This window comes from Hymenobacter metallilatus (assembly GCF_003944705.1).
Classification (GTDB): Bacteria; Bacteroidota; Bacteroidia; order Cytophagales; family Hymenobacteraceae; genus Hymenobacter; species Hymenobacter metallilatus.
The window spans coordinates 14,662-35,393 of sequence record NZ_RWIS01000002.1; the positions used below are offsets into that span (position 1 = coordinate 14,662).

The window sequence follows — 20,732 nt, forward strand, 5'->3', positions numbered from 1 at the left end:
AAACAAGCAGCTAAGCCCGAAAAATGGCTTCTAGTCTACTTTCTTGGCAGCGCGCAGACGCTCGTTTTCGTCGAGCAGAATCTTGCGCATCCGCACCGATTTTGGGGTTACTTCCAGGTACTCATCCTTCTGGATGTATTCCATGGCTTCTTCCAGCGAGAACTGACGCTTAGGCACGATTTTCACGTTTTCATCCGAGCCCGAAGCACGCATGTTAGTGAGCTTCTTGCCTTTCTGGATGTTGATGGTCAGGTCGTTGGGGCGGGTGTGCTCCCCGATAACCTGGCCGGCGTACACCTCTTCGCCCGGATCAACGAAGAACTCGCCGCGGTCCTGCATTTTATCAATGGTGTAGGCGGTGCCGGCACCGGTATCCATCGAAATCAATGAGCCGGAAATACGGCCCGGAATTACACCTTTATAGGGCTCGTAGGCCGAGAAGCGGTGGTTCATAATGGCCTCACCGGCGGTGGCGGTCAGCACGTTGTTGCGCAGGCCAATTAGGCCTCGGGCCGGAATGTTGAACTCCAGGTGCTGCAGGTCGCCCTTGGGCTCCATGATAGTCAGCTCGCCTTTACGCATCGTCACCAGCTCAATCACCTTGCCGGCGGTTTCCTCGGGCACGTCCACTACCAGGTGCTCAATGGGCTCCAGACGGTTGCCGTCCTCGTCCTCGCGGAACAGTACCTGGGGCTGGCCTACCTGCAGCTCAAACCCTTCGCGACGCATCGTCTCGATGAGTACCGACAAGTGCAGAATGCCGCGGCCGTACACCAGGAAGGTATCTTCCCGGTCGGTTTCTTTCACGCGCAGGGCCAGGTTTTTCTCAGTTTCCTTGAACAGCCGGTCGCGCAGGTGGCGCGAGGTCACAAACTTGCCTTCCTTGCCAAAGAAGGGCGAGTTGTTGATGGTGAACAGCATGTTCATCGTCGGCTCGTCGATGCTGATGGTGGCCAGGGCCTCCGGGTTTTCGGCATCGGCCAGCGTGTCGCCAATGTCGAAACCCTCGATGCCGGTTACGGCGCAGATTTCGCCGGAGCTAACTTCGGCTACCTTATTCTTGCCCAGGCCTTCAAACACCTGTAGCTCCTTGATTTTTACCTTCTTGATGGTGCCGTCGCGCTTAATCAGGCTCATGTTGGCGCCCTCTTTCAGCGTACCGCGGTGCACCCGGCCAATGGCAATGCGGCCCACGAACGAGGAGTAGTCGAGCGAGGTAACCTGCATCTGGGGCGTGCCGTCCAGCTGAGGAGCCGCCGGAATGGAGGCCACCACGGCATCCAGCAGCGGAATGATGCTGTCGGTTTTTACTTTCCAGTCGGTGCTCATCCAGCCCTGCTTCGAGGAGCCGTACAGGGTCACGAAGTCCAGCTGGTCTTCGGTGGCCCCCAGGTTGAACATGAGGTCGAATACCTGCTCATGCACCTCGTCGGGGCGGCAGTTTTCCTTGTCCACCTTGTTCACCACTACAATGGGCTTCAGGCCCAAGTCAATGGCTTTGCCCAGCACAAAACGGGTCTGGGGCATGGCACCTTCAAAGGCGTCCACGAGCAGCAGTACGCCGTCGGCCATCTTCAGAACCCGCTCCACCTCGCCGCCGAAGTCGGCGTGACCAGGGGTGTCAATAATGTTGATTTTAACGTCTTTGTACCGTACCGATACGTTTTTGGAGACGATGGTGATGCCTCGCTCACGTTCCAGGTCATTGTTGTCCAGAATCAGGTCGTCGAACTGCTGGTGCTCGTCGAACAGCTTGGAGGCGTGAATGATCTTGTCCACGAGCGTAGTCTTGCCGTGGTCAACGTGCGCAATGATGGCGATATTCCGAATGTTCTGCATACAAAGGGTTTTCCGGGCGCAAAGGTACGGAATGAAACTGGCAAAAGCGCGCAGTAATTAATTGTTAATGAGAGAGGAAGAAACAGCGGGCGAGAAGACAGACAACTTATTGGCCGCCTGCGGTTCCCGCAAGGATAGACAATGTGCTATGTAGGGGGGTAAGACCGAACCCTGCCCGGGCTGCGTATGTTGTGGCAGCAACCGGCCCAGGCGGGCCGGCTCTGTCCTCTCATACACTACCCCGCTTCGTTTCATGCGTTCCTCGCTTCTGATTCTGCTTCTGTCGGCCCTGACGCTCAATGCCGCCTGCTCCCAAAAGAAAACCGATACCCGGATGAATCCGGCTGGTGCGTCAGGGCCGGGTGCTTCGGCGGCCAGCGCCTATCCAAAACCCAAAGTGGTTACCGGCAAGCCCGACGAGTTTCCGGTGCGCAAAACCGATGCGCAGTGGAAAGCCCAGCTCACGCCGGCCCAGTATTTTATTCTGCGCCAGCAGGGCACCGAGCGGCCTTTTGCCAACAAATACTTCGACAATCACCAGAAAGGCAACTATTACTGCGCCGCCGACCACAACCTGCTATTCTCCTCCGAAACCAAGTTTGAATCGGGTACCGGCTGGCCGAGCTTCTGGGCCCCGGCCTCGGAAAACAGCCTGAAAGTAACCGCCGACAACAGCCTGGGCATGAGCCGCGACGAGCTGGTGTGCGCCAAGTGCGGCGGCCACCTCGGCCACGTATTCAACGACGGCCCCAAGCCCACCGGCCAGCGCTACTGCATGGACTCCGATGGCATGGTGTTCGAGAAGGCTAAGTAGCTGTTATTCCACGGTGAAGGAGGCGTTTGGGGCGGATGTTCAATGTGTTCAGGCCAGCCACTGCTCGCTGCGCGGAATACCGGAATGATAGTTCGACCGTACTTTTGCCAAACGGCCCATTGGCAATCTAAGCCAATGGGCCGTTTCATTTGTTGTAGCTGCAAAGTGCAAACTCTGCCGTTCATTTTTTTCTGTTCTATGTCAACTCAGGTTCAATCTGACCCCATTGTGGAGCTGCAGGAAGCCTTGGCTACGGCCCGGCAGCAGCTGGTAGCGCACGGTGTGTATCACTCCTTACACTCCCTGGAGGATCTGCGGGTGTTTATGCAGCACCACGTGTTTGCCGTGTGGGATTTTATGTCGTTGCTGAAAGCCCTGCAGCGCGAGCTTACCTGCGTAGAGGTGCCGTGGGTGCCGCGCGGCAACCCGGCCACCCGCCGGCTCATCAACGATATTGTGCTGGAAGAGGAAACCGATGTGGATTCCGACGGCAACCCGGCCAGTCATTTCGAGCTATACCTGCGTGCCATGCATGAGTGTGGTGCCGATACGGCCCCCATAGAACGCCTGCTTGCCGCTCTGGCCACTGGTGCCACTGTGGCCCAGGCCCTGGAGGCGGCTCAGGCCCCTGCTTCGGTGCGGGCATTCGTGCTGGATACCTTCCGCATCATCCACTCTGGCCAGCCGCATGCCATTGCGGCGGCTTTCACGTTTGGGCGGGAAGACGTAATTCCGGATATGTTCCGCCACTTGGTAGCTGACCTGACCCGGCGCTTCCCCGGCCAGTTGGATACGTTCGATTATTACCTTAACCGTCATATTCAGCTGGATGAGGAGGTGCATACTCCGCTGGCCCAGCAAATGGTGCGCGACCTATGCGGCTCAGATCCGCTCCGCTGGCAGCAGGCCCAAGAAACGGCCACCCGGTGCATGCAGGCCCGGGTAGCTCTATGGGATGGAATTAAGGCCGATTTGCAGGCGGTGGAAGCATAAGCCAACCATCTGGCCGTGGCCCCGTTAGCACAGAAGCCAGCTCATGGGGAGCTGGCTTCTGTGTTTGTGTTATGAATCTGTTGCATCCAATTCGAGTGGGGCTGCCTGTACTGGTATTGCTGGCCGCCTGTACTACTACCGAAACGGTTGGAGAGGAAGCCGCCGTACAACGTCCACCCACCCGCATCCTCACCGACGCCGACCGGCAGGCCGCCTACAACAGCAACGCTGGCTACGGAGGCTCCGTGCCCGATGCTACGCCCGGCCGGGTTCCTATCCGGGAGCAGGCCAGCGGTATTAACTCCCGCAAACGGCCCGAAACGCTTAACACCAACGACAACAACACAACCACGCCCGAAACCCGGATGCGCCGCGTGAACGGCGCCCCCGCCGACACCCTCCGGCTTCCGCGCTAGGGCTTGCCGGAGCCTACCGGGCCCGCTTACTTACCACTTACCAGAACGCCTGGCCTCTTCCGGAAGAGGCCAGGCGTTCTGGTAAGTGGCTTCGGCGTGCAGAATTACTGAGCGGCTTCGGCAGCGGCGTCGGGGCTGGTTGCCGCGGGGGTAGCTGCGGCTTTAGGGGCCTGCCGGGAGGGAGCCTTAGCGGCCGGACGTGAAGCTGGCTTAGTTGCGGCGCTGGCGGCCTTTCCTGCTGGTGGGGTGGCTGCCGGGCGGGCGGGCGTAGGCTTTGCCGCCGGACGGCTGCCCGAGCGGCTTCTGGATGGGGTCTTGCTTGCGGTACTACCGTTGCTGGCGGCACCGGCCGCCGCTACGTCCGTCGAGATGCTGTCGGAGGCGGCGGGAGTACCGGTTTCGTGCCGGCTCACGATGGTGTGCAATGCCTGCTCAAATAAATGTTCCATGTCCGTATCCAGGCGGCGGGTGGCATCCTTCACCACTTCCTTCAGCTTGGCTTTCGTTTCCTGCCGGATGCGCTTCACTACTTCGTTGATGCGGCCATCCAACTCTTTCTGCAGCTGTTTAGCCGCAGTTTTCAAGGCTTTTTTCTGAGTAGACTTCTTGCTGGCTTTCGAGTCGTTGATGGCCGTTGTAGTCGATTGTGTGGCTTTAGCGGCTTTGCGTTGGGCCTTTTCGGCGGCGTCCTGCTGCTTTTTGGCCTTTTTGTCCTGTTTTTCCTGGTCTGAGTTTTTCATGGTCTGAAAAAAATGGGAGGGTAGGTTTCCCTACGCAAAACTCCGCAGTAGGTGGGCGAAATATAGAAGTATTACCAGATGAAAGTTGCGCGATGCGTGTTATGATTTGGCACAAACCAGCGTTTACCTGATAAGTCTTCTGCGGGCAGGTACACATTCCAGCCTGGCCTGCCTGCATTATTCCTCTTTTTTACTTGTTCCTTTGCACTCCCGTTGCCGAATCCGGCGACGCTCACAGTGCTTTTTTGCTTGCTTAATATGTCCTCTCTGCCCCAACGCTACACCGTCACGGCTGCGCTGCCCTATGCCAATGGCCCCGTGCACATCGGCCACCTGGCCGGCGTGTACCTGCCCGCCGATATCTACGTGCGCTACCTGCGCGCCCAGCAGCGCGACGTGAAATTCATCTGCGGCTCCGATGAGCACGGCGTGCCCATTACCATCCGGGCCCAGAAGGAAGGCAGCACGCCCCAGCAGGTGGTGGATAAGTACCACGCCATCATCCGCGACTCGTTCCGGGATTTCGGCGTGTCGTTCGATATCTATTCGCGCACGTCCTCTAAGACGCACGCCGAGGTAGCCAGCGGCTTTTTTCGGAAGCTCTACAAGGAAGGCAAGTTCATCGAGCAGACCTCCGAGCAGTACTATGACGAGAAGGCCGACCAGTTCCTGGCTGACCGCTACATCGTGGGCACCTGCCCCAACTGCGGCAACGAAAATGCCTACGGCGACCAGTGCGAGAAGTGCGGCACTTCGCTCAGCCCTACCGAGCTGATCAACCCGCGTTCCATGCTCTCGGGCAACCACCCCGTACTGCGCGAAACCAAGCACTGGTACCTGCCCCTGGATCAGTACGAGCCCTGGCTGCGCGAGTGGATTGTGGAAGGCCACAAGCAGGACTGGAAAGCCAACGTATACGGCCAGTGCAAATCGTGGATTGACCAGGGCCTGCACCCCCGCGCCGTGACGCGCGACCTGGACTGGGGCGTGCCCGTGCCGGTGGCCGGCGCCGAGGGCAAGGTACTGTACGTGTGGTTTGATGCGCCCATCGGCTACATCTCAGCCACCAAGGACCTGCTGCCCGATACCTGGGAAACCTACTGGAAAGACCCTGAAACTAAGCTGGTGCATTTCATCGGCAAGGACAACATCGTGTTCCATTGCATCATCTTCCCCACGATGCTCAAGGCCCACGGCGACTATATCCTGCCCGATAACGTGCCCGCCAACGAGTTCCTGAACCTGGAGGGCGACAAAATCAGCACGAGCCGCAACTGGGCGGTGTGGCTGCACGAGTACCTGCAGGATTTTCCCGGCCAGGCCGACGTACTGCGCTACGTACTCTGCGCCAACGCCCCCGAAACCAAGGACAACGACTTCACCTGGAAGGATTTCCAGGCCCGCAACAACAACGAGCTGGTAGCCAACCTCGGCAACTTCGTAAACCGGGCTGTGGTCCTGACGCACAAGTTCTTCGAAGGCAAAGTGCCCGCCGCCGTAGGCTTCACCACCGAGGATGAGGACGTGCTGCGCCAGCTGAGCGAGTTCCCGGCGCGTATCGGGGAGCTGATTGACAACTACCGCTTCCGCGACGCCCTGAACGAGCTGATGAACCTCTCGCGCCTCGGCAACAAGTACCTGGCCGACCAGGAGCCCTGGAAGCTCATCAAGTCCGATGAGGCCCGCACCGGCACCGTGCTGCACGTGTCGCTGCAGCTGGCCGCCGCCCTCGTCACGCTGCTGGAGCCCTTCCTGCCCGAAGCCGCCGCCCGTCTGGGCCGCATGCTCAACACCGAGAAAGGCACCTGGCCCCAGGCCGGCCGCCCCGACGCGCTGCCCGCCGGCCACCAACTCTCGGAAGCCGCCCTGCTGTTCACCAAAATCGAAGACGCCACCGTGGAGGCCCAGGTGCAGAAGCTGCTCGACACCAAGAAAGCCAACGAGCTGGCTGCTGCCGTAGCTGCCCCCGCCAAGGACGACGTGAGCTTCGAGCAGTTCCAGCAGATGGACCTGCGCATCGGTACCATCGTGGCCGCTGAGAAGGTCGCCAAAACCAAAAAGCTGCTCAAGCTCAGCGTAGACCTCGGTTTCGACGAGCCTCGCACTATCGTTTCAGGCATTGCCGAGCACTTCCTGCCTGAGGCTCTCATCGGCCAGCAAGTGCAAGTGCTGCTCAACCTCGCCCCCCGCGAAATCAAAGGCATCCAAAGCCAGGGTATGCTCCTGATGGCCGAAAACGCCGACGGTGTACTGAGCCTCATGCAGCCCAGCAGCCCCGTGCGTCCGGGTTCGGGTGTGGCGTAAACCTCACCCCCCGGCCCCCTCTCCTTGGGGAGAGGGGGAGCCTAACTACAGCCTGAAAACCAAAAAAGCCGCTGAAATCCTCAGCGGCTTTTTTGGTTTTCCCCAACACATTGATTGCTCAACAATCGTCAGGCTCCCCCTCTCCCCGAGGAGAGGGGGCCGGGGGGGGAGGTCTTCATTTTACGTTCACCACGTTCATGGCCCGCTCCACGCCCATAGCTCCGAAGGCCAGTACCGCTTCGGCGGCTTTTTCCAGGCGAGCTTCCAGGTCGATGTTTTCGTCGGCGGAGAAGGGGCTGAGCACGTAGTCCACCTGCCGGCCCTTTGAGAAGCTGGAGTCGATGCCGAAACGCAGGCGGGCGTATTCGTCGGAGCCTAGGGTTTCTTGGATGTGCTTGAGGCCGTTCTGGCCGCCGGCCGAGCCTTTTGCTTTCAGCCGCAGCTTACCGAAGGGCAGAGCCAGGTCATCTGTCACGACCAGCATCTGCTCTTTGGTCAGCTTGAGCGTGCTTAGCCAGTGGGCCGCTGCTTTGCCGCTCAGGTTCATATAAGTGGTAGGCTTCACCAGTACGTAGGTATGGCCCTTATGCTTGATTTCGGTGGTGAAGGCGTGGCGGCCCAGCTGCCAGGGCGCGGCCTCATACTTGCGGGCCAGGTAGTCGCCCACCATAAAGCCCACATTGTGGCGGGTGTCGGCGTATTCCGGCCCGATGTTGCCCAGGCACAGCACTAGAAACTTCATATCACGGATTTAGACGGATTTTTCGGATTTCACGGATGCAAGGTTACGCGGCCGGTCCGGCAGGCTCCCGCTAAACCGGCCTTCAGCGCAAACAAAAAAAGCCGCCCTGCGAGCAGGACGGCTTTTCGGTAGACGGCATCACCCGGCACGGAATCCGTGTAATCCGAGAAATCCGTCTGAATCCGTGATTTATTTGTCAGCCTGCAGCTGGCCTTTGAGGGCACGCGGGATGGTAACGGTGGCAATGGGAGCCAGGGCGTTGGTGAGGATGGTGTAGCCTTTGGGCTCCACTTTGTTCACTTTGATGGATTTGCCGAGGCCCAGGTCCGAAATGTCCACTTCCACAGAATCGGGCAGGTTTTCGGGAGTAGCACGCACTTTAATTTTGCGCAGCTTGCTTACCAGCTTGCCACCGGCCAGTACGCCCGGCGAAACGCCTACGTACTTCACAGGAACTTCCATCTTCACTTCTTTACCTTCCTGCAGCTCCAGGAAGTCAACGTGCAGCAGCATTTCGTTCACGGGGTGAAACTGGGCATCCTGCACGATAGCACGGCGGATGTCACCTTCAATGTTCAGCTCCACTACGTGCACCTCAGGGGTGTACAGCAGCTCGCGGAACAGGATGGCCGGAACGGAGAAGTGAACCTGGTCTTCGCCGCCGTACAGTACGCAAGGTACGTACGAGTCGAGGCGGAGCGCCTTAGCGTCCTTCTTACCGAGATTCGCTCTTTTAAACCCTACAATCTCGAGGCTTTTCATAAACGGGTGTTTTTGAGGAAAAAATGTTTGCCCACAGCAGGCAAACGGGCCGCAAAGATAGGCGGATTGTTTGGGAGTTGAAAATTCATCTATCATTGCGAGCCGAAGGCGAAGCAATGATAGTGTTACACAAACAACGAGCTGATGCTCTCGTGCGACACGACGTTGTGAATGGCCTGAGCAAACAGCGGAGCCAGCGAAATAACCCTGATTTTAGGGTTCTGCTGCTTCAGCGGAATGGTGTCAGTAACTACCAGCTCCTCCAACACCGAGTTCTGAATCCGCTCGTGGGCCGGGCCCGAAAGTACCGGATGCGTAATAACGGCCCGTACCGATTTGGCCCCCCGCTCCATTAGCAGCTCGGCGGCTTTACAGATGGTGCCGGCCGTATCCACAATGTCATCTACCAGCACCACATTCATACCCGTTACATCGCCAATTACCTGCATGGAGGCAATTTCATTGGCCCGCAGCCGCATTTTGTCGCAGACTACAATTTCGGCCCCGAACTTCTTGGCAAAGGCCCGGGTGCGCACCACGCCGCCTACGTCGGGCGAGGCAAAAATGAGGTTGTCGAGGTTCAGGCTCTTAATGTAAGGAGCCGTTACGGTAGAGCCGTCAAGATGATCCACCGGAATATCATAGAATCCCTGAATCTGGCCGGCGTGCAGGTCGCAGGTCATCAACCGGTCCGCGCCCACACTTTGAATCATGTTGGCTACCACCTTGGCCCCAATGCTCACGCGGGGCTTATCCTTGCGGTCCTGGCGGGCATAGCCCATGTAGGGCATCACAATGTTCACCTTATAGGCCGAGGCCCGTTTGGCTGCATCTACCATCAGGGCCAGCTCCATCAGGTTTTCGGCCGGAGGGTTGGTGCTCTGAATCAGGAATACGGCGCAGCCCCGTACGCTTTCATTAAACGAGGGCCCCAGCTCCGTATCGGCGAAGCGCTGAATACTCAGGTCGCCAAGTCCTGAGCCGTAGGCCGCCGCAATTTGTTCGCCCAACTCGTGCGAAGCATTGCCCGCAAAAATCTTAACCTGCTGTGACATGAAAGGGGGTGGAGAAGAAGGAAAAACAAAACTGCCATGCCGGGCGGCGCGAGGAATCCGGATCAGCCTCTGCTGTGTAATCCGGATTCCTCGCGCCGCCCGGCATGGCAGAAACCTATAATGCGAAAGGCGCTGACTCTTCCGGATGAGGAAGAATCAGCGCCTTTCGCGTTGGAGAGTGATAAAGTTGTCCGACCAGGGCTCGAACCTGGACTTTCTTGAATCAAAATCAAGCGTGTTGCCAGTTACACCATCGGACAATTTTCCGCCCGGCTGCCGGTGTAAGCGTGCCGTTTGGTTGTGCAAATGTACGGCGGCTTTTATTCCAGGCAAATTTCCGGGTAATTTTTTTTCAGTGGGTTCCCGGGGTAAAGCGGGTGAAAAGAGCTTTCCAAGCTGATTTTCAGGAGTTCAGAAGCGGAAAAAAAAGTTGGGTCAACGGGCCTGGGAGTGGCCTTGGCAATGCCGGGATTAAGCCGTACTTTTGCGACCTGAAACGTTGAACCCATCCCCTTATATACAAAGAAATGGCGAATACCGGCAAAATCACCCAGGTTATCGGTCCCGTGGTGGACGTGAGCTTCGCGGGTGAAGGCTCTAAGCTTCCCAACATTCTCGACGCCCTCGAAGTCACCAAAGACAACGGCCAAACCGTTCTGCTGGAATGCCAGCAGCACCTGGGCGAAGACCGTGTGCGCACCATCGCCATGGACTCGACCGAGGGCCTAACCCGCGGTGCTGCCGTGCGTGACCTGGGCTCGCCCATTACTATGCCTACCGGCGAGGGAGTACGCGGCCGTCTGTTTAACGTAATTGGCCACGCCATCGACGGTATTGAGCAGCCCAAAAGCGACGGGGGCCTGCCGATTCACCGGAGCGCTCCGGCTTTTGAAGACCTTGCTACGTCTTCGGAAGTACTGTTCACGGGTATCAAAGTAATTGACCTGCTCGAGCCCTACGTGAAGGGTGGTAAAATTGGTCTGTTCGGAGGAGCCGGTGTAGGCAAAACCGTACTCATCATGGAGCTGGTAAACAACATTGCCAAGGCCTACGGTGGTCTGTCGGTGTTTGCCGGTGTGGGCGAGCGTACCCGTGAGGGCAACGACCTGCTGCGTGAATTCCTGGAATCGGACGTAATTAAGTACGGCGAAGGATTTAAGCACTCCATGGAAGAAGGCGGCTGGGACCTCACGAAAGTGGATGCCGAAGCCCTGAAAGACTCGAAGGCTACCCTCGTGTTCGGGCAGATGAACGAGCCCCCCGGAGCCCGGGCCCGCGTAGCCCTGTCGGGCCTCACGGTGGCCGAAAGCTTCCGCGACGGTGACGGCACCGGTGCTGGCCGTGACATTCTGTTCTTCATCGACAACATCTTCCGCTTTACCCAGGCGGGCTCGGAAGTATCGGCTCTGCTAGGCCGGATGCCTTCGGCCGTAGGCTACCAGCCCACGCTGGCTACCGAAATGGGTGCCATGCAGGAGCGTATCACTTCTACCAAGCGTGGTTCTATCACTTCGGTACAGGCGGTATATGTACCGGCTGATGACTTGACTGACCCGGCTCCGGCTACCACCTTTGCCCACCTGGATGCTACTACCGTACTGAGCCGCAAGATTGCCGAGCTGGGTATCTATCCCGCCGTGGATCCGTTGGACTCCACTTCCCGCATTCTGTCGGTAGAGGTATTGGGCGAGGAGCATTACGGCACGGCTCAGCGCGTGAAAGAGATTCTGCAGCGCTATAAAGAACTGCAGGACATCATTGCCATCCTGGGTATGGACGAACTCTCGGAGGAAGATAAGCTGACGGTAACCCGCGCCCGCCGCGTGCAGCGTTTCCTGTCGCAGCCCTTCCACGTAGCGGAGCAGTTCACCGGCCTGAAAGGGGTGCTGGTTGACATCAAAGACACCATCAAAGGCTTCAACGAAATCATCGACGGCAAGTACGACCACCTGCCCGAGGCGGCTTTCAACCTGGTAGGCACCATTGAGGATGCCGTGGTGAAAGGCGAGAAGCTGATGGCGGAAGCCAAGTAATTTTTTAGTTGACAGTTATCAGTTGTTGGTTGTCAGAGAGCATTCTGACACTGACAGCTGACAACTAAAAACTGACAACTGATATGCATCTGGAAATCATCACGCCCGACCGTAAGGTGTTTGAAGGCGAGGTTACATCGGCCCAGTTTCCGGGTGCAGATGGCCTGTTTGAAGTGTTGAACAACCATGCCCCGCTGATTTCGGCCCTGAAAGCCGGCGAGGTAGTGCTCAACGGCGGTTCTACCCGCTTTGCCATTGAAGGCGGTGTGGTGGAAGTGCTGCGTAACAATGTAATTGTATTGGCGGAAGGCGCTTCGGCGTAACGCTGGCCGATACTCCTGCCCAAAAGCCCCGCGCCTGCTCAGCAGGTGCGGGGCTTTTGTTTTGCTGGAAGCGGAGGTTGTAGCTTGCAGCTTTTGCGGAAGGCAGGTGTTCTTGGCCTGCCGTTTTCACCCAATAGCGGCTGCACACTCCCGAAATCCATGCACATCCACCCCAAAATCACCCCCATTTACCAAACCTCGGTTTTCAAGTTCGAAGATCTGAACGAGCTGGAGCTGTATTTTGGGGAGCCCGGCAGCCGCTACCTCTACTCCCGCAACGGTAACCCCAATTCCGATGAGCTGGCCGAGGCGGTGAACCGGTTGGAAGGCGGGGCCGGAGCTGTGGCTACGGGCTCGGGTATGGCGGCTATTTTTGCGGCGGTTCTGACCTACTGCGTTGCCGGCGACCATGTACTCTGTGCCGCGGATATTTACGGGGGCTCGGCAGCCCTGCTCAACCAGGAGCTGGAGCGGCTGGGCATTGGGGTTACGTACGTGCCCTTCGAGGACCTGACCGCCAACCTGGCCCCGTATGCGCGGCCCCGCACCCGGCTGCTGCTCTGTGAAACCATCAGTAACCCTCTGCTGCGCGTAGTTGACCTACAGGCCGCGGCGGCGGCGGCGCACGCCCTGGGAGTGAAGCTGGTAGTGGATAATACGTTTGCCTCGCCGGTGCTGACCAATCCCTTGGCTTTTGGGGCCGATTTGGTAATGCACAGCGTGACCAAATACCTGGCGGGCCACTCCGATGTAACGGCTGGCGCGGTGGTAGCCCGCACGCCGGAAGATGCCGCCCGCCTCAAGCAAATCGGGACGCTGTTTGGACTTACGCTCAGCCCCATGGAAAGCTGGCTGGCCGTGCGGGGCCTGAAAACGTTGCGCCTGCGCATGAACGCCCACTGTTACAACGCCCAGGCGGTAGCGGAGCTCCTGACCCAGCACCCGGCCGTGGCGGAAGTGTTTTATCCGGGCCTGCCCACGCACGCGCAGCATCACCTGGCTTCTGAGCAGGGGGCAGGGCGCTTCGGAGGCATGGTATCGTTCCGGCTGGCCGATGACTCGGTGGAAGCGGTGAACCGGTTTATGCGCGGTAGTCAGCGTTTCCCGTTTGCGCCTTCCCTGGCGGGAGTTGATTCGTCCTCGTCTTATCCGGCCGGCACTTCGCATCGGGCCCTCTCCGAGGAGCAGCGGCAGCAGCTGGGCATCACGGCCGGGCTAGTGCGCTTGTCGGTGGGGATTGAGCCAGTTGCCGAACTCCTGACAGATATCGAGCAGGCGTTGGGGGCGACCAGCTCCGGTAACGGCGGCTAAGTATCAGGGAGTCTGCAGGTAAGCTGTAGCCGGATGATGCAGTGGCAGCCGTGTGACTCAATGCGCACACTGGCCCCGTTGATGACCGTGGAGGAAAGAGATAATCCGGCTGAGATATTATACCAGTAGGGGCCTGTCAAACTGTTGATTTACTTCAGCCGTTTGGCAGGCCCCGTTGTGTGGTAGAAGAAAAAAACGAGCATACCAGCCTTCCAGCAACGATTTTACTTTATGCTAGGAAAATAAATTTTGTACTCTATAAACTGTCTGTCGAACTTTTTATACCAATCAGGGAGTCGTGCTCAGCAAATTATGCGGGGTTAATTTCCTGAATTGCAGTTACAACCCGTTGTAAATCAGAGTATGACATAGCCGATCCGGACGGTAAGCACAAGCCTTGTTCAAACAGGGTGGTACACACCTGGCCGCCGTACACGGGAGCTGCCGAAAACAGTGGCTGCAGGTGGAGGGGTTTCCAAAGCGGGCGACTCTCGATATTGTGGGTTTCCAGGTGCAGGCGCAGCTGCTCGGGGGTAATGTTCGTTTCAGCAGGCAGTAGGGTGAGGCAGGTAAGCCAGCGGTTGGAGTGGCCCCCGGCCGGTTCCTGCGGCCCCAGCGCCAGGCCCGGAATGACAGCCAGGTGCTTAAGGTACCAGTCGTAGATTTCGCGGCGCTTCTTGACCCGGTCTGGCAGCAGTTCCATCTGGCCCCGGCCAATTCCGGCCAGCAGGTTGCTGAGGCGGTAGTTATAGCCCAGCTCGGAGTGCTGGTAATAGGGTGCCGGGTCGCGGGCCTGGGTGGCCCAGAAGCGCACCTTCTCGGCCCAGTCGGGCCGGTTGGTTACCAGGGCCCCACCGCCGCTGGTAGTCAGGATTTTGTTGCCATTAAAGGAGAAAACGCCTACGTCGCCGAAGGTGCCCAGGGGCTGGCCCTGGTAGCGGCTGCCCAGGGCTTCGGCGGCATCTTCCAGCACTGGCACCCCGTATTCCCGCGCTACAGTCAAAACTTCGTGCAGGCGGCAGGGCATGCCGTAGAGGTGCACCAGAATCAGGGCTTTGGGGCGGCGGTTTTGCCGCTGCAGGTCCTCCAGGGCCTCGCGCAGGCGGTCTGGGCAGATATTCCAGGTTTCGGCCTCACTGTCAATAAACACCGGGCGGGCACCCAGGTAGAGAATGGGGTTGGCCGTGGCCACAAAGGTGAAAGAGGGGCACAGTACCTCGTCGCCGGGGCCCACGCCCAGCAGCCGCAGGCCCAGATGAATAGCCGCCGTACCCGAGGACAGCGCCACGCAGTGACCCGCTCCGGTAAACTCGCAGATGTCCCGCTCAAAGCCGTCCAAGTTGGGGCCTATCGGGGCCACCCAGTTATCCTCAACGGCTTTGTGCAGGTAGTTTAACTCGTGGCGGCCGAGGTGGGGCGGGGATAAATACAACCGGTCGTAATCCTGACTGCGCATGCAAGGGGGCGGGTGAGAGGTAAGCGGGCAGTTGGCAAGATGAAGAATTTGCCGCTACCGGGGTAGAGGAAAGGTGCCGGAAGTCAGGGTCGGGGCTTGGGGGAAGTTGCCCGGGCCGGCACGCCCACGGCTGTGCAGCCGCCGGGCAAGTCCCGCACCACCACGGCGCCGGCCCCTACCACGGTACCGGCTCCCACCCGTACTTGGTTGATGACGGTAGCATTGGTGCCCAGGTACACGCCCGCTTCCAGGTGTGCCTCGCCCCCGATGTTGGCGTGGGGCATCAGGGAGCAAAAATCTTCCAGCACGGCATCATGGCCAATGGTGCAGCCCAGGTTCAGGAGCGTATGGCGGCCCAGCCGAATGTCGGAGGTGAGGATGCAGCCCTGGCAAATAATGGAACCCTGCCCAATGGAAATCTGCTGGTAAGAAGCCAGCGCCACGCCAGGATGCACCAGGGTGGCAAACTGCAGGTGGGCGGCACTAAGCCGGGCTACAATAGCCTGGCGGCTGCGGCTGCTGCCCACGGCAATGATAACGTGCAGCGGCTCAGGGGCGGCATTCAGGTCGGCAATAGTGCCGCGGTAGGGGATGCCATGAATAGTAGGCTGAGCCGGAACCTGGTCGTCGTAGAAGCCGGTAACCTGCCAGGTGGGCTGCCGCTCATTGATTTGGCGAATCAGCAGCAGCACTTCCCGGCCCAACCCGCCGGCCCCCACAATGGCCAGCGGCTGCCCTGTACCGGAAGACGTAGAAACTGGCTGCATAAAATTGAGTTACGAGGGCAAATCGGTAGAAGTGGAGGGCGGGGTGCCCCGGAAGGCTTCCATCGTGGCCTGACCGGGCGCGGCAATATCGTGGGCGCCCAGCACCCGGCCCACGGTGCGCAGCAAAATTCGCATATCCAGGGGAAACGACAGATGCTCCACGTACCACAGGTCGTAGGCAAATTTCTGCTCCCAGCTCAGGGCGTTGCGGCCATTGATCTGGGCCCAGCCGGTAATGCCGGGGCGCACCTCGTGGCGGCGGGCCTGCTCGGGCGAGTAGAGCGGCAGGTACTGGGCCAGCAGCGGGCGGGGCCCTACCAGGCTAAGGTCGCCGCGCAGCACGTTCCAGAGTTGGGGTAGCTCATCCAGGGAGGTAGCGCGCACCCAGCGGCCCAGGCGCGGCAGGCGCTCCGCATCGGGCAGCAGCTGGCCCTGGGCGTTGCGTTGCTCCGTCATCGTCTGGAGCTTATAGAAGGTGAAGAGGCGCCCGTGCAGGCCCGGGCGCGGCTGCCGGAACAACCAAGGGCCGCCGTTCTGCCGGGCCAGCAGCAGGGCCAGCACTGCCAGTACGGGCAAGGCCAGCAGCAGTGCCGGGGCGGCCACCACCACATCGAGGAGGCGCTTGCCGGAGCGGGCATACCAGGAAGGGCGTGGCGGCATAGCAGTGAGCTTCAGGCTGCAAGCTACACGCTGCCGGTGGTTTTGCTGATAGGCCGGCCGGCTTCCGGAGCGGTTTTGCCTTGCAGAAGGGCGTGCAGCGCGTAGCTTGCAGGCTGTAGCCTCCTACCCGTATGCTCGTTTTTCCCAACGCCAAGCTCAACCTCGGCCTCTACATCACCAGCCAGCGGCCCGATGGGTTTCGCAACCTCGAATCGGTATTTGTGCCCTTACCCTGGACGGATGCGCTGGAAGTGCTGCCCGCCCCGGCCGGTGCCGCCACCTCATTGGCTCTCACCGGCATTCCTATTCCCGGCGAGCCGGCTACTAACTTGTGCTTGCGGGCCTACGAGCTGCTGCAGGCCGATTTTAACCTGCCGCCCGCGCAGCTGCACCTGCACAAAGTGGTGCCCATTGGGGCCGGACTGGGCGGTGGCTCCGGCGACGCGGCCTTCGCCCTACGCGCCCTCAACGAGCTATTCGACCTGAAGCAGACTTCTGGAGTGCTGGAAAACTACGCCCGCCGCCTGGGTTCCGACTGCGCCTTTTTCATCCGGAACAAACCGGTTTTTGCTTATGAGCGGGGCGACGTGTTCGAGGATAGTAGCCTGGATTTGACCGGCGTAGCCTGCAAGGTCATCTACCCGGGCCTGCACATCAGCACTGCCGAGGCCTACAGCCACGTACAGCCCCGCACCCCGCGCCACGATTTACGCACGGCCATCAGCCAGCCCCTGGAAACCTGGCGCGACACCATCCGCAACGACTTCGAGGACGCTCTAACCCCACACTATCCGGTGCTCGGCGAAATCAAAACGCAGCTGTACGCAGCCGGGGCCGCATACGCCAGCCTGTCGGGTTCCGGCTCGGCCGTGTACGGGCTGTTTCCGGGCCAGGAAACGCCGCCGAAACTGGCACTGCCTGCCGGGTACCAGGTCTGGGACGGACGACTGTAGTGGTGAGATGGTGAACTGGTGAGATGGTGAGTTTGATGTTCTGCTGGCGCCTACAGCGCAGATTGAACATCAAACTCACCATCTCACCAGTTCACCATCTCACCACTAGCCCACCAACACATCGGCGGCTTCGGCTTGGCGCTGGCGGCGCTGGTTCCATTGGTCCAGCACCGGGTGAATGAGCACGCTCAGCAGAATAACTACCGTGCCTAAGTAGAAGCCGGTGGAGAGTTTTTCCTGCCCGAAGCCGGGAATGTGCAGCGTGTACATGAGCACGGCCAGCATAATGCCGTACACCGGCTCCAGGTTGATGGTCAGGTTCACGACGAAGGCGGAAATGCGCTTCATCAGCTCCACCGACGTGCTGAAGGCGTACACCGTGCACACGCCGGCCAGGAGCAGCAGCCACAGCCAGTCGCCTACCCACCACCATTTTGGGCCGAATTGCCCCAGTTTCCAGGCCAGTTGCACGCCCCGGCCTTCGGTGAAATAGTGGCTATACACGGGCATGAACAATGCTATGCTCAGGCAGGCTCCGGCCATTTCGTACAGCGTTACCTGAAAGGGAGTGTGGCGCTTCACCAGCCGGGAGTTGAACACGCTGAACAAGGCCGAAAGCCCCGCCGACAGAATGGCCACCAGCAGCCCCGCCAGCTGGTCCAGCTCGGCCTGCGACACCAGGTACAAGCCCACCATGGTAAGCAGGCCCAGGCCCACCTCATACAGCCGCACCCGCCGCCACAGCACCAATGGTTCCAGCAGCGAGGTCCACAGCGCCAGCGTAGCCATACCCGCCAAACATACGCTCACCGACGACAAGCGGGCCGCCAGAAAGAACGTAATCCAGTGGGCGGCCACCAGTGCGCCCACTCCCAGCAGCTGCATAGTACCTCGGCTCCCCACTCGCCAGGGCTGTTTGCGTACAGCCAGCAGGCCCGCCAGTCCTACCGCCGCCAGCCCCGTGCGCCAGAATACCAGCTCCACCGGCGGCACCGAAATCAGCTTGCCTAAAATTGCCGTGAAGCCCCAGAGCAACACAATAAAATGCAGGCGCAGGTAGTCTTTGAACAAGGGTAGGAGGGTAAGGAGGTAGGAAGGGAGGAGTTGGGTTTGGCTAAATGGCGCAAATAGAACATCCAACTCACTATTTCACCATCTCACAACTTCACCGTTATTGCGGTACCACGCGGTAGAGCACGGCCCCGATGAGGGTGAAAATGATGCTGGGAATCCAGGCGGCCAGCAAAGGCGAGAGGGTACCCACGGCCGCCAGGTTGCGGCTCAGAATCACAAATATGATGAACACAAAAGCCAGCACGAAACCCAGGGCAATTTGCCCGCCCACCCCGGCCCGGCTCTTGCGGGCACTCATAATCACGCCAATTACCGTGAGGATGAACATGGCGTAGGGGTAGGCATACCGCTCGTGTTTCTCGCTCAGATACACCTGCGTATCGTCGGAGCCGCGGGCTATTTTCTGGTTGATGAAGTCGTTGAGCTCCGGCAGCGTCAGGGTTTCGGCCAGGCGGTAGGTGCTGGCGAAATCCTTGGGGTAGAGGTTGAGCACCGTGTCGCGGGCGGGCAGGGTCTGCAGGATTTCCTTTTCGCCCCGGAACGTGCGTACCAGCTGAGGCGTAAGGTGCCAGGCCCGTTTGGTGGAATCCCAGGTAATGGCCTCGGCCGTCAGGCGCCGCTTCAACAGCTGCCCGTCAATGGTTTCCAGCGCAAACTTGTAGCCCACGTTGTTCACGTTGTCGTAGCTCTCCATAAAGGCGTAGCTCTGGGGCCCGATTTTGATGTGCACGTTGCGCCCACTAAACCGGTAGGGGTTTTTGATGTAGGCCTTCTCAAACTGCACCCGTGTCTTGTTGGCAATCGGAATCAGCCAGCCCGTCATGGCCATGGTCATCACCCCCAGAATCACGCTGCCCATGATGTAGGGCAGCAAAAACCGCTTGAAGCTGATGCCCGAGGCCAGGATAGCCACCACCTCGGTACGCGCTGCCAGCTGGGCCGTCACGAATACCACCGCAATAAACACGGTAATGGGGGAGAGCAGGTTGGCGAAATACGGAAACAGGTTCACGTAGTACTCCGTCAGAATCTGCCAGGCCCCCAGGTTGTGCTGCAGAAAGTCGTCGTTTTTCTCCGTGAAGTCAATCACGCAGATAACCGACACAAGCAGCACTACCGAGAAGAAAAACGCGGTGAGAAACTTCTTAATGATGTATTTATCGAGGAGCTTCATCAAAAGTTGCTAGTTTCTGGTTGCTGGTTTCTAGTTGTTGGTTATCATGCTACAGGCCTGTTGAGCGGTAACTAGAAACCAGCAACTAGCAACGAGAAACTCATTAAAGTCGTGTCATTACCTGCTTTACCATCCGGTCTTTCCACTCGCGGAAGGTGCCGGCCAGGATTTGCTGGCGGGCCTGTTTTACCAGCCAGAGGTAGAAGGTGAGGTTGTGGATGGAGGCAATCTGTGGGCCCAGCATTTCCTTGCTGTGAAACAGGTGGCGCACGTAGCTGCGCGAGTAGAAGGTGCTCACGTAGCCGCCCAGCTCCTCATCAATGGGCGCGAAGTCGTCGGCCCACTTCTTGTTGGCAATGTTCATGATGCCCTGGGTGGTAAACAGCATGCCATTGCGGGCGTTGCGGGTCGGCATCACGCAGTCGAACATATCTACGCCCAGCGCAATATTTTCCAGGATGTTGGCCGGGGTGCCCACGCCCATCAGGTAGCGGGGCTTGTCCTGGGGCAGGATGCCGCACACCAGGTCGGTCATTTCGTACATCATCTCGGCCGGCTCGCCCACGCTCAGGCCCCCAATGGCGTTGCCCTCCCGCTGCTGCTCGGCCACAAACTCCGCCGATTTCACGCGCAGGTCTTTGAAGGTCGAGCCCTGCACAATCGGAAACAGGGTTTGGGAGTAGCCATAGTGACCCTCGGTGCTGTCGAAGCGCTGAATGCAGCGCTTGAGCCAGCGGTGCGTCATGTCCAGGGAGCGGGCAGCGTAGCTGTACTCGCAGGGCCAGGGCGTGCATTCATCAAACGCCATGATGATGTCGGCCCCGATGGTGCGCTGAATGTCCATTACGCCCTCGGGTGAAAACAGGTGCTGGGAGCCATCAATGTGGGAGCGGAATTTCACGCCTTCCTCCTTGATTTTGCGCGTGCCCGAAAGCGAGTATACCTGATACCCGCCTGAGTCGGTGAGGATGGGCCGGTCCCAGCCGTTGAACTTGTGCAGGCCGCCGGCTTTCTGCAGCACCTCCAGGCCGGGGCGTAGGTACAGGTGGTAAGTGTTACCCAGAATAATCTGGGCGTTGATATCGTCCTGGAGGTCGCGCTGCTGCACGGCTTTCACGGTGCCGGCCGTACCCACGGGCATAAAAATGGGCGTTTCAATGGCGCCGTGGTCGGTATGCACCACGCCGGCGCGGGCTTTGGAGTGCGGGTCGTTGGCTACGAGGTCGAAGGTCATTCTGGGAGATAAGTTGTCAGCTGCTGGTTGTCAGTTGTCAGTCAGTGTTTCAAAATGAACGATCTGACAACTGACAACCAGC

General features: G+C 59.2%; 19 protein-coding genes and 1 tRNA gene. 8 read left to right on the top strand and 12 right to left on the bottom strand.

The window, feature by feature from the left end; translation table 11 throughout:
* Positions 1-30: 30 nt before the first annotated feature.
* Positions 31-1,839 carry a translational GTPase TypA gene (gene typA / locus EI290_RS03430; RefSeq protein ID WP_125426801.1) on the bottom strand — a complete coding sequence of 603 codons (1,809 nt, stop codon included), beginning with the start codon at positions 1,837-1,839 and terminating at the stop codon, positions 31-33.
* A 253-nt stretch (positions 1,840-2,092) separates the two neighbouring features.
* Here typA and msrB point away from each other — a divergent pair, with 253 nt between their 5' ends.
* From msrB to EI290_RS03445, 3 genes are all read left to right on the top strand, one after another.
* Positions 2,093-2,653, top strand: coding sequence for a peptide-methionine (R)-S-oxide reductase MsrB (gene msrB / locus EI290_RS03435; protein WP_125426803.1), 561 nt, complete (start codon positions 2,093-2,095; stop codon positions 2,651-2,653).
* A gap of 198 nt (positions 2,654-2,851) precedes the next feature.
* A complete protein-coding gene (locus EI290_RS03440) occupies positions 2,852-3,646 on the top strand; it encodes a DUF3050 domain-containing protein (protein WP_125426805.1) in 795 nt (264 codons plus the stop codon).
* Between the two features lie 71 nt (positions 3,647-3,717).
* Positions 3,718-4,062 carry a hypothetical protein gene (locus tag EI290_RS03445; protein WP_125426807.1) on the top strand — a complete coding sequence of 115 codons (345 nt, stop codon included), beginning with the start codon at positions 3,718-3,720 and terminating at the stop codon, positions 4,060-4,062.
* 104 nt (positions 4,063-4,166) lie between these two features.
* On the opposite strand, the gene EI290_RS03450 is transcribed toward EI290_RS03445, so the two are convergent.
* Positions 4,167-4,802 carry a hypothetical protein gene (locus EI290_RS03450; protein WP_125426809.1) on the bottom strand — a complete coding sequence of 212 codons (636 nt, stop codon included), beginning with the start codon at positions 4,800-4,802 and terminating at the stop codon, positions 4,167-4,169.
* Between the two features lie 258 nt (positions 4,803-5,060).
* On the opposite strand from EI290_RS03450, the gene metG reads away from it, so the two are divergent.
* Complete coding sequence (gene metG / locus EI290_RS03455) at positions 5,061-7,106, top strand: methionine--tRNA ligase (protein ID WP_125426811.1); 2,046 nt, start codon at positions 5,061-5,063, stop codon at positions 7,104-7,106.
* A 175-nt stretch (positions 7,107-7,281) separates the two neighbouring features.
* On the opposite strand, the gene pth is transcribed toward metG, so the two are convergent.
* The 4 genes from pth to EI290_RS03475 form a co-directional block, all read right to left on the bottom strand.
* Positions 7,282-7,848, bottom strand: coding sequence for an aminoacyl-tRNA hydrolase (gene pth / locus EI290_RS03460; RefSeq protein ID WP_125426813.1), 567 nt, complete (start codon positions 7,846-7,848; stop codon positions 7,282-7,284).
* A gap of 189 nt (positions 7,849-8,037) precedes the next feature.
* Positions 8,038-8,610, bottom strand: coding sequence for a 50S ribosomal protein L25/general stress protein Ctc (locus tag EI290_RS03465; RefSeq protein ID WP_125426815.1), 573 nt, complete (start codon positions 8,608-8,610; stop codon positions 8,038-8,040).
* A gap of 125 nt (positions 8,611-8,735) precedes the next feature.
* Complete coding sequence (locus tag EI290_RS03470) at positions 8,736-9,665, bottom strand: ribose-phosphate pyrophosphokinase (RefSeq protein WP_125426817.1); 930 nt, start codon at positions 9,663-9,665, stop codon at positions 8,736-8,738.
* A 187-nt stretch (positions 9,666-9,852) separates the two neighbouring features.
* Positions 9,853-9,925: transfer RNA gene (locus tag EI290_RS03475), tRNA-Gln, on the bottom strand.
* A gap of 267 nt (positions 9,926-10,192) precedes the next feature.
* On the opposite strand from EI290_RS03475, the gene atpD reads away from it, so the two are divergent.
* The 3 genes from atpD (at position 10,193) to EI290_RS03490 (ending at position 13,332) form a co-directional block, all read left to right on the top strand.
* Positions 10,193-11,698 carry a F0F1 ATP synthase subunit beta gene (gene atpD / locus EI290_RS03480; RefSeq protein ID WP_125426819.1) on the top strand — a complete coding sequence of 502 codons (1,506 nt, stop codon included), beginning with the start codon at positions 10,193-10,195 and terminating at the stop codon, positions 11,696-11,698.
* An 83-nt stretch (positions 11,699-11,781) separates the two neighbouring features.
* Entirely contained in the window at positions 11,782-12,021 is a 240-nt protein-coding gene (gene atpC / locus EI290_RS03485) for an ATP synthase F1 subunit epsilon (protein WP_125426821.1), read from the top strand.
* Positions 12,022-12,180: 159 nt separating this feature from the next.
* A complete protein-coding gene (locus EI290_RS03490; protein WP_125426823.1) occupies positions 12,181-13,332 on the top strand; it encodes a trans-sulfuration enzyme family protein in 1,152 nt (383 codons plus the stop codon).
* A gap of 310 nt (positions 13,333-13,642) precedes the next feature.
* On the opposite strand, the gene EI290_RS03495 is transcribed toward EI290_RS03490, so the two are convergent.
* From EI290_RS03495 to EI290_RS03505, 3 genes are all read right to left on the bottom strand, one after another.
* Positions 13,643-14,788, bottom strand: coding sequence for a DegT/DnrJ/EryC1/StrS family aminotransferase (locus EI290_RS03495; protein WP_125426825.1), 1,146 nt, complete (start codon positions 14,786-14,788; stop codon positions 13,643-13,645).
* A gap of 83 nt (positions 14,789-14,871) precedes the next feature.
* On the bottom strand, positions 14,872-15,555 hold the full coding sequence (locus EI290_RS03500) for a NeuD/PglB/VioB family sugar acetyltransferase (protein ID WP_125426827.1): 684 nt from the start codon (positions 15,553-15,555) through the stop codon (positions 14,872-14,874).
* Between the two features lie 9 nt (positions 15,556-15,564).
* On the bottom strand, positions 15,565-16,215 hold the full coding sequence (locus EI290_RS03505; RefSeq protein ID WP_125426829.1) for a sugar transferase: 651 nt from the start codon (positions 16,213-16,215) through the stop codon (positions 15,565-15,567).
* 131 nt (positions 16,216-16,346) lie between these two features.
* Here EI290_RS03505 and ispE point away from each other — a divergent pair, with 131 nt between their 5' ends.
* Positions 16,347-17,168: a 4-(cytidine 5'-diphospho)-2-C-methyl-D-erythritol kinase gene (ispE, locus tag EI290_RS03510; RefSeq protein WP_125426831.1), complete on the top strand. Its 822-nt coding sequence runs from the start codon at positions 16,347-16,349 to the stop codon at positions 17,166-17,168.
* 105 nt (positions 17,169-17,273) lie between these two features.
* Here the strand turns inward: ispE and EI290_RS03515 are convergent, their stop codons facing one another.
* From EI290_RS03515 to tgt, 3 genes are all read right to left on the bottom strand, one after another.
* Positions 17,274-18,239, bottom strand: coding sequence for a DMT family transporter (locus tag EI290_RS03515; protein ID WP_125426833.1), 966 nt, complete (start codon positions 18,237-18,239; stop codon positions 17,274-17,276).
* A 100-nt stretch (positions 18,240-18,339) separates the two neighbouring features.
* Positions 18,340-19,416, bottom strand: coding sequence for an LptF/LptG family permease (locus EI290_RS03520; RefSeq protein WP_125426835.1), 1,077 nt, complete (start codon positions 19,414-19,416; stop codon positions 18,340-18,342).
* Between the two features lie 103 nt (positions 19,417-19,519).
* Positions 19,520-20,650, bottom strand: coding sequence for a tRNA guanosine(34) transglycosylase Tgt (tgt, locus tag EI290_RS03525; RefSeq protein ID WP_125426837.1), 1,131 nt, complete (start codon positions 20,648-20,650; stop codon positions 19,520-19,522).
* Between the last annotated feature and the right edge of the window lie 82 nt (positions 20,651-20,732).

What these genes read in the sequence shown, in the direction of transcription:
- atpC (WP_125426821.1), top strand. Translation starts at nt 11,782, where the DNA reads ATGCATCTGGAAATCATCACGCCCGACCGTAAGGTGTTTGAAGGCGAG.
- EI290_RS03520 (WP_125426835.1), bottom strand. Translation starts at nt 19,416, where the DNA reads ATGAAGCTCCTCGATAAATACATCATTAAGAAGTTTCTCACCGCGTTT.
- ispE (WP_125426831.1), top strand. Translation starts at nt 16,347, where the DNA reads ATGCTCGTTTTTCCCAACGCCAAGCTCAACCTCGGCCTCTACATCACC.
- EI290_RS03450 (WP_125426809.1), bottom strand. Translation starts at nt 4,802, where the DNA reads ATGAAAAACTCAGACCAGGAAAAACAGGACAAAAAGGCCAAAAAGCAG.
- pth (WP_125426813.1), bottom strand. Translation starts at nt 7,848, where the DNA reads ATGAAGTTTCTAGTGCTGTGCCTGGGCAACATCGGGCCGGAATACGCC.
- typA (WP_125426801.1), bottom strand. Translation starts at nt 1,839, where the DNA reads ATGCAGAACATTCGGAATATCGCCATCATTGCGCACGTTGACCACGGC.
- msrB (WP_125426803.1), top strand. Translation starts at nt 2,093, where the DNA reads ATGCGTTCCTCGCTTCTGATTCTGCTTCTGTCGGCCCTGACGCTCAAT.
- EI290_RS03505 (WP_125426829.1), bottom strand. Translation starts at nt 16,215, where the DNA reads ATGCCGCCACGCCCTTCCTGGTATGCCCGCTCCGGCAAGCGCCTCCTC.
- atpD (WP_125426819.1), top strand. Translation starts at nt 10,193, where the DNA reads ATGGCGAATACCGGCAAAATCACCCAGGTTATCGGTCCCGTGGTGGAC.
- tgt (WP_125426837.1), bottom strand. Translation starts at nt 20,650, where the DNA reads ATGACCTTCGACCTCGTAGCCAACGACCCGCACTCCAAAGCCCGCGCC.
- metG (WP_125426811.1), top strand. Translation starts at nt 5,061, where the DNA reads ATGTCCTCTCTGCCCCAACGCTACACCGTCACGGCTGCGCTGCCCTAT.
- EI290_RS03500 (WP_125426827.1), bottom strand. Translation starts at nt 15,555, where the DNA reads ATGCAGCCAGTTTCTACGTCTTCCGGTACAGGGCAGCCGCTGGCCATT.
- EI290_RS03495 (WP_125426825.1), bottom strand. Translation starts at nt 14,788, where the DNA reads ATGCGCAGTCAGGATTACGACCGGTTGTATTTATCCCCGCCCCACCTC.
- EI290_RS03490 (WP_125426823.1), top strand. Translation starts at nt 12,181, where the DNA reads ATGCACATCCACCCCAAAATCACCCCCATTTACCAAACCTCGGTTTTC.
- EI290_RS03440 (WP_125426805.1), top strand. Translation starts at nt 2,852, where the DNA reads ATGTCAACTCAGGTTCAATCTGACCCCATTGTGGAGCTGCAGGAAGCC.
- EI290_RS03445 (WP_125426807.1), top strand. Translation starts at nt 3,718, where the DNA reads ATGAATCTGTTGCATCCAATTCGAGTGGGGCTGCCTGTACTGGTATTG.
- EI290_RS03470 (WP_125426817.1), bottom strand. Translation starts at nt 9,665, where the DNA reads ATGTCACAGCAGGTTAAGATTTTTGCGGGCAATGCTTCGCACGAGTTG.
- EI290_RS03465 (WP_125426815.1), bottom strand. Translation starts at nt 8,610, where the DNA reads ATGAAAAGCCTCGAGATTGTAGGGTTTAAAAGAGCGAATCTCGGTAAG.